The sequence below is a fragment of the Amycolatopsis vastitatis genome (assembly GCF_002234595.1).
GTDB lineage: Bacteria > Actinomycetota > Actinomycetes > Mycobacteriales > Pseudonocardiaceae > Amycolatopsis > Amycolatopsis vastitatis.
Genome location: NZ_NMUL01000065.1, coordinates 91,550 through 98,598 on the forward strand (window position 1 = coordinate 91,550; position 7,049 = coordinate 98,598).

The following is a 7,049-nucleotide window of genomic DNA, read 5'->3' on the forward strand; positions in this document are numbered from 1 at the left end:
AATCGGCCGCTTTTCCTTCATCAACAGTCAACCACGGTGGCACATTGTGGGGGCTACTCACCAGTTCACGGACGAAGGAGCCTGGATGAAGCTCTTCTCGGTGGTATTCCTCACGGCCGCTCTCACGCTCTCGGGCGCGACCGCGGCCAGTGCGGACAGCCCGAAGCTCTCCCACGTCACGACCGTCGGCGTGCACAACACGTACGACCCGGCGGCCTACGGCTACCTGGCCCAGGCGCTCGACGCCGGGTCGTCGCTGATCGAGCTGGACGTCTGGCCGGACTTCTTCACCCACGAGTGGAAGGTCAGCCACTCGAACCCGCTGGGGAACCAGAACAACTGCGTCGCGGCGACTTCGGCGTCGCAGCTGTACTCCGGCGGGAAGAACAAGAACCTGGAGTACTGCCTCGACGACATCCGGATCTGGCTGGCCGCCCACCCCGGGCACACGCCGATCACGCTCAAGCTGGAGATGAAGACCGGCTTCTCGGACAACACGGGCCTGGGCCCGGACGAGCTGGACGCCACGTTCCGCGCGCACCTCGGCAGCGTCGCGTTCCGGCCGGCCGAGCTGCTCGGCGGCTACGGCACGCTCGACGACGCGGCCAAAGCGGACAACTGGCCGTCGGTGGACGCCTTGCGGGGCCGCGTGATCACCGAGATCATCCCGGGCACGGTCGAGGAGGGGAACCCGACCGACACGCTTCACACGGACGTCGAGTACGCGCGGTACCTGGTCGGGCTCAAGAACGCGGGCCGCGTCGGCGACGCGAACATCTTCCCGACCGTGCACGGCGCGGCCGGTGGTGACCCGCGGGACAAGTACACCGCCGACCTCAAGCCGTGGTTCGTCGTGTTCGACGGCGACGCGAACGCGTGGGTGACCCAGACCGGGCCGGGCTGGTACGACGCCAACCACTACTACGTCGTGATGACCGACGCGCAGAACGTCGCGCCGGCCATCGACGCCCACAACCCGACGGTCGACCAGGCCAACCAGCGCGTCGCCGACCTGGCGAAGCAGCACGCGTCGGTGGTCACTTCGGACTGGACCGGGCTCACGACGGTGCTGCCCCAGGTGCTTTCCCGCGGCTGAGTGGTCTGCCGCGGTCGGTCGTGAGTGAGTAACAGTGTTAGAACACTGTTACTCACTCACGACGAGCCGAGCACCCAGAACGGCGAGACCGGGCCCACGCCCGCGCCCAGCGGGTAGGACTCCGCCACACACCGCTCGATGAACTTCTTGCCCGCCGCCACCGCGTCCGGCACCGAAGCGCCCTTCGCCAGCGACGCCGTGATCGCCGACGCCAGGGTGTCGCCGCCGCCGTGGGTGTTTTCGGTGACATAGCGAGGGCCGCTCAGCTCGATGTACTCGCGGCCGTCCGAGAGCAGGTCCACGCAGTCCGCCGTGCCCGTCATGTGGCCACCCTTGACCAGGACCCAACGGGAGCCGAAGGCCAGCAACGCCTCCGCCGCCTCGCGCTGAGAGGTCGTGTCCACGACGGAAATGCCGGTCAGCAACCGGACTTCGTCGAGGTTCGGCGTGATCAGCGTCGCCCGGGGGAACAGCTCCGTGCGGATCGCCTCCAGGGCGTCCTCGCGCAGCAGGGCGTGGCCCGTCATCGACGCCGCCACCGGGTCGACCACCAGCGGGAAGTCCAGGCCCAGCTCGTCGAGCGTCTTCGCCACCGCGCGGATGATCTCGGCGGACGCCAGCATCCCGGTTTTCGCCGCGTCGACGCCCATGTCCGACGCCACCGCCTTGATCTGCGCGGTGACCACGTCGGCGGGAATCTCCGTGAAACCCTGCACGCCCAGCGAGTTCTGCACGGTGACCGCGGTCAGCGCGACCAGCCCGTGGACGCCGTTGGCGAAGAACGTGCGCAGGTCCGCCTGGATGCCCGCACCACCGCCGGAGTCCGATCCGGCGATGGTGAGGGCCGTCCGAGGTGTCATTGCCCCACCACGGGCAGGTACACCTTGCCGCCGGACTCGGTGAACTCCGCCGACTTCGAAGCCATCCCGGCCTCGATGGCATCCACAGTGGACAGTCCGTGTTCCTCGGCGTACTTGCGGACGTCCTGCGTGATCCGCATCGAGCAGAACTTCGGCCCGCACATCGAGCAGAAGTGCGCGGTCTTGGCCGGCTCGGCGGGCAGCGTCTCGTCGTGGAACGACCGCGCCGTGTCGGGGTCGAGCGAGAGGTTGAACTGGTCGTTCCAGCGGAACTCGAAGCGCGCCTTGGACAGCTCGTCGTCCCACTCCTGCGCGTACTTGTGCCCCTTGGCCAGGTCGGCGGCGTGCGCGGCGATCTTGTAGGTGATCACGCCGGTCTTGACGTCGTCGCGGTTCGGCAGGCCGAGGTGCTCCTTCGGCGTGACGTAACACAGCATCGCCGTGCCGTACCAGCCGATCTGCGCCGCGCCGATGGCCGAGGTGATGTGGTCGTACGCGGGCGCGATGTCCGTCGCGAGGGGACCGAGGGTGTAGAACGGCGCCTCGCCGCAGAGCTTTTCCTCCAGCTCCACGTTCTCCTTGATCTTGTGCATCGGCACGTGGCCGGGGCCCTCGATCATCACCTGGACGTCGTGCGACCGCGCGATGTGCGTCAGCTCGCCGAGCGTTTCCAGCTCGGCGAACTGGGCGCGGTCGTTGGCGTCGGCGATCGAGCCGGGACGCAGGCCGTCGCCGAGGGAGAACGTGACGTCGTACTGCCGCAGGATCTCGCAGAGCTCTTCGAAGTGGGTGTACAAAAAGGACTCTTGGTGGTGTGCCAGGCACCACGCGGCCATGATCGACCCGCCGCGGCTGACGATTCCGGTGACGCGCCGCGCGGTCAGCGGGATGTAGCGCAGCAGCACGCCGGCGTGCACGGTGACGTAGTCGACGCCCTGCTCGCACTGCTCGACGATGGTGTCGCGGTAGACCTCCCACGACAGCTTTTCCGGTTCCCCGTCGACTTTTTCGAGCGCCTGGTAGATCGGCACGGTGCCGACGGGGACGGGCGAATTGCGGACGATCCACTCCCGCGTCTCGTGGATCCGCTTGCCAGTGGAGAGGTCCATGATCGTGTCGGCGCCCCAGCGGGTGGCCCACACCATCTTGTCGACCTCTTCCTCCACTGAGGACCAGACGGCGGAGTTGCCCATGTTGGCGTTGATCTTCACCAGGAAGTTCTTGCCGATGATCATCGGCTCGGTCTCGGGGTGCTTGCGGTTGACCGGGATCACGGCGCGGCCGCGCGCGACCTCGTCGCGCACGAACTCCGGCGAAACCCGCTCCCGCGTGGCGACGTACTCCATTTCGCGGGTGATGACGCCCTGTTTCGCCCAGCCGAGCTGGGTGTTGTGCTCGCGCCCGTCCGACCAGCCCGCCCGCAGCCGGTGCAGTCCACTGTGGACGTCGATGGTGGCGTCCGGATCGGTGTACGGGCCCGAAGTGTCGTAAACGTCGAAGTGTTCACCGTTGGACAGATCGATCCGCCGCGCCGGGACGCGGAGCCCGGATTCGGTCTGGTGGTACACCTTGTGCGAGCCGGTGATCGGCCCGGTCGTCACATTCACGGCAGCATTGTTCTCAAGCGTCGTCAACGACTTTCACTCCCTACGCCGGCATTACCCGGTCAGGTTCATGCGGTCGGTGACGCCTGCGAAACGCAAGTCACCCTCTCAGCCCGCCATGGCGCGAGCTCCCGCGTTGGTGTTGTGCCACCGACCATGCCACGCCGGGGCGCGATACTCAAGCCCGCTCACCTCACCCGACCAGTTCGGCGGGTGTGGCGTAGACGTCGACCATGGCACCGTTGCGCAGCACGGTGATCGGCAGTGCGGTGCCGATCACTTCCGCGAACAGCTGCCGCTGGATGCCCTGGGCGTCCGAGACGCGGGTGCGCCCGACCGTCAGCACGAGGTCGCCCGCGCGGAGGCCCGCCCGGTCGGCGGGCCCGCCGGCGACCACCTCGTGCACGCGGAGCCCGGCACTCTGCCCGGTGCGCTCGGCGATGTCGTCCGGCAGCGGCGCGGGCACGCCGACGACACCGAGGTACGCGCGCCGCACCCGGCCTTCGACGACGAGTGTGTCGATGATCCGCCGCGTGGTCGCGTTGATCGGCACCGCGAGCCCGAGGCCGATCCCGGCGACCGCGGTGTTGACGCCGACGACGCGGCCGGCGGAGTCGGCGAGCGCGCCGCCGGAGTTGCCGGGGTTGAGCGCGGCGTCGGTCTGGATGACGTCTTCGATCACGCGCCCGGCGCGGCCGTGGCGCACCGGGAGGGCACGGCCGAGCGCGCTGACGACGCCGGCGGTGACGGTGCCGGAGAAGCCGAGCGGGTTGCCGACGGCCACGACGAGCTGCCCGACGACGAGCCGGTCGGCGTCCCCGAGCACGGCGGCCGGCGGCGTTTCGCCGCGAGCCCGCAGCACGGCGAGGTCGGACAGCGGATCGGCACCGACGACGTCGAACGGCACCTCGCTCCCGTCGGCGAAGATCGCGACGCCCCGCCGGTGGTCGTCGACCACGTGGGCGTTGGTGAGCAGGTGGCCGTCGTCGGCGAACACGACCGCCGAGCCGCTGCCGCGACCGAGCTGGATCCCGGCGACGTGCTGGGTGACGGTCTTCGCGACGCTGCTGACCGCGCGCGAGTAAGCGTCCATCGCGTCGTCCATCGGGCACCTCGATTACACCGTTGCAGTTACTACAAGTGTGCGCCCGGATCGGCGGGAAAGCCGTTCGCTGCCGGAGAACCGGCGGCCGGACCTGTGACGGTCAGTGGTTCACCGGATTGGGGCATGCATCCGGCAGAAATCGGCGGCAGACTGCCAGGCGCTTCTGTAACGGTGCAGAGGCGATCTTTCTGTGGGGTTGATATGCGCAAACTCATGTTCGGCGCCCTCGCCGGCCTGCTGGTCACCGGCCTGATCCCGGGGATCGCGGCGGCACAGGGAGAGGCTCCCGGCGCCCCGGGCGCCCATCCCAGCTGGCTCCCGGCGAACAAGACCGGCTTCGGCACGGCGCGTGACCGGTCGAGCAACGTCTGGTTCACCCTCCAGGGTGGCCAGCTGTCCGAGGTCTACTACCCGGACCTGTCGACACCCAGCGTCCGCTCGATGAACTTCGTCGTCACCGACGGCCGCAGCTTCGCCGTCACCGACTACTCGGCGAAGTCGCAGCAGGTCCGGCGGACCGGGGACGACAGCTTGGTCTACGAGCAGACCATCACCGACGACCAGCACCGCTGGCGCCTGCGCAAGACCTACGTCACCGACCCGGCCGCCACGACCGTGCTGGTGGACGTCGACTTCCAGTCGCTCACCGGCCGTCCCTACCAGCTCTACGCGGTCGCCGACCCGGACCTGACCAACGACGGCTCCGACGACTCGGCGACGCGGCAAGGGGACGCCGTCACCGCGCAGGACGCCACGAACGCCGCCGCGCTGACGGCGAAGCCGGCGTTCGTGAAGACCAGCGTCGGCTACGCGGGCGTGTCCGACGGCAACACGCAGCTCGCGAAGACCTTCAAACTCGCCACGTACGACAGTGCCGCGAAGGGCAACGTCGTGCTCACCGGGCGGACGACCGCCGACGGCCTCTGGAACCGGCACGTCACCCTCGCGCTCGGCATGGGGGCGAAGGCCACCGACGCGCTCGGCAGTGCGCAGGCGTCGCAGCGACGCGGCGTCCGCGACATCACGCGCGCGTACGACCGCGGCTGGCAGCAGTACCTGCGCGGCGTGAGCAAGCCGCCGTCGTCGCTGAAGACCGGAGCCGAACGCGATCTCTACAAGGCGTCGATGCTGACGCTCGCCGCGAGTGAGGACAAGCACCACCCGGGCGCGTTCATCGCGTCGCCGAGCATGCCGTGGCGGTTCGGGAACAACGACCCGGAGTGGTCGCCGTCCGGTACCTACCACCTGGTCTGGCCGCGTGACCTCTACCAGATCGCGACCGGGCTGATCGCCGGCGGTGACAAGGCGGCCGCGAACCGCGCGGTGAGCTACATGTTCGGCACCCAGCAGCAGCCCGACGGGCACCTGCCGCAGAACAGCCGCGTCGACGGCGTGCCGTACTGGACGTCGATCCAGCTCGACGAGACCGCGTTCCCGATCGTGCTGGCCCAGCAGCTCGGCCGGACCGACCTGTGGCCCGGCGTCCGGAAGGCCGCCGACTTCATCCTGGGTTATCGCGGTCCCAACGGGCAGGCGTCGCCGTACACCCAGCAGGAGCGCTGGGAGGAGCAGGACGGCTGGTCCCCGTCGACCATCGCTTCGGTGATCGCCGGGCTCGTCTGCGCTGCGGACCTCGCGTCGCACAGCGGCGCTCCGGCGGACGCCGCCCGGTACCTCGCCGCGGCCGACAAGATGAAGGCCGACCTGCCGAAGCAGACGATCACCACGAACGGGCCGCTGTCGAAGGACCCGTACTTCGTCCGGCTCACCAAGGACGGCGACGCCAACGCCGGGACGACGTACAACCTCGGCAACTCCAGCGTCACGATGGACCAGCGCGCGGTCACCGACGCGGGCTTCCTCGACCTGGTCCGGCTCGGCGTCTACCGCGCCGACGACCCGGTGATCCGCAACAGCATTCGCGTCACGGACAAGGAAATCGCCTTCACCACGCCGACCGGCCAGTTCTGGCACCGGTACACGAAGGACGGTTACGGCGAGCAGGCCGACGGTTCCCCGTGGGACTACACGTTCCCGGCCGGCAGCCGGACGACGTTCGGCCGGCTGTGGCCGCTGCTGGCCGGTGAACGCGGCGAGTACGAGCTGACGCTCGGCGATCCCGGGTCGGCCGCGCGGCGGCTGCGTGACCTCGGCCGGGTGAGCAGCTCGGCCGGGACCATGCCGGAGCAGGTGTGGGACGAGAACCCGCCGTCGGGCCAGACCGGCTTCCCGGCGGGCACGCCCACGACGTCGGCGACCCCGCTGGCCTGGACACACGCCCAGTACGTCCGGCTCGCCTGGGACGTCAAGGCGGGCTCGGTCCTGGAGACGCCGCGGGTGGTTCGCTGCCACTTCCTCGGCTGCTGAGTCTCAAGCGCCCCAAT

5 protein-coding genes and 1 riboswitch are annotated in these 7,049 nt (G+C 69.3%); of the genes, 2 read left to right on the forward strand and 3 right to left on the reverse strand.

Annotated features, from left to right (window positions below):
* The first annotated feature begins 85 nt into the window (after positions 1–85).
* Positions 86–1,096 (forward strand): phosphatidylinositol-specific phospholipase C domain-containing protein, encoded by a 1,011-nt coding sequence (locus tag CF165_RS44080; RefSeq protein WP_093953543.1) that lies wholly within the window; start codon positions 86–88, stop codon positions 1,094–1,096.
* A gap of 56 nt (positions 1,097–1,152) precedes the next feature.
* Here the strand turns inward: CF165_RS44080 and thiD are convergent, their stop codons facing one another.
* The 3 genes from thiD to CF165_RS44095 form a co-directional block, all read right to left on the reverse strand.
* On the reverse strand, positions 1,153–1,956 hold the full coding sequence (thiD, locus tag CF165_RS44085; RefSeq protein WP_093953544.1) for a bifunctional hydroxymethylpyrimidine kinase/phosphomethylpyrimidine kinase: 804 nt from the start codon (positions 1,954–1,956) through the stop codon (positions 1,153–1,155).
* Complete coding sequence (gene thiC / locus CF165_RS44090; RefSeq protein WP_167441753.1) at positions 1,953–3,590, reverse strand: phosphomethylpyrimidine synthase ThiC; 1,638 nt, start codon at positions 3,588–3,590, stop codon at positions 1,953–1,955. Before thiC ends, thiD begins: the two co-directional genes overlap by 4 nt.
* A riboswitch (TPP riboswitch) is annotated at positions 3,584–3,705 on the reverse strand. (Overlaps the previous gene by 7 nt.)
* 48 nt (positions 3,706–3,753) lie before the next feature.
* Positions 3,754–4,665 carry a S1C family serine protease gene (locus CF165_RS44095; protein WP_093953546.1) on the reverse strand — a complete coding sequence of 304 codons (912 nt, stop codon included), beginning with the start codon at positions 4,663–4,665 and terminating at the stop codon, positions 3,754–3,756.
* Positions 4,666–4,866: 201 nt separating this feature from the next.
* Between CF165_RS44095 and CF165_RS44100 the strand changes: the two genes are divergently transcribed.
* A complete protein-coding gene (locus CF165_RS44100) occupies positions 4,867–7,032 on the forward strand; it encodes a glycoside hydrolase family 15 protein (protein ID WP_093953547.1) in 2,166 nt (721 codons plus the stop codon).
* The last annotated feature ends 17 nt before the right edge of the window (positions 7,033–7,049 follow it).

Coding starts and splice junctions, on each gene's coding strand:
- CF165_RS44080 (WP_093953543.1), top strand. CDS start 86: ATGAAGCTCTTCTCGGTGGTATTCCTCACGGCCGCTCTCACGCTCTCG.
- thiD (WP_093953544.1), bottom strand. CDS start 1,956: ATGACACCTCGGACGGCCCTCACCATCGCCGGATCGGACTCCGGCGGT.
- CF165_RS44095 (WP_093953546.1), bottom strand. CDS start 4,665: ATGGACGACGCGATGGACGCTTACTCGCGCGCGGTCAGCAGCGTCGCG.
- CF165_RS44100 (WP_093953547.1), top strand. CDS start 4,867: ATGCGCAAACTCATGTTCGGCGCCCTCGCCGGCCTGCTGGTCACCGGC.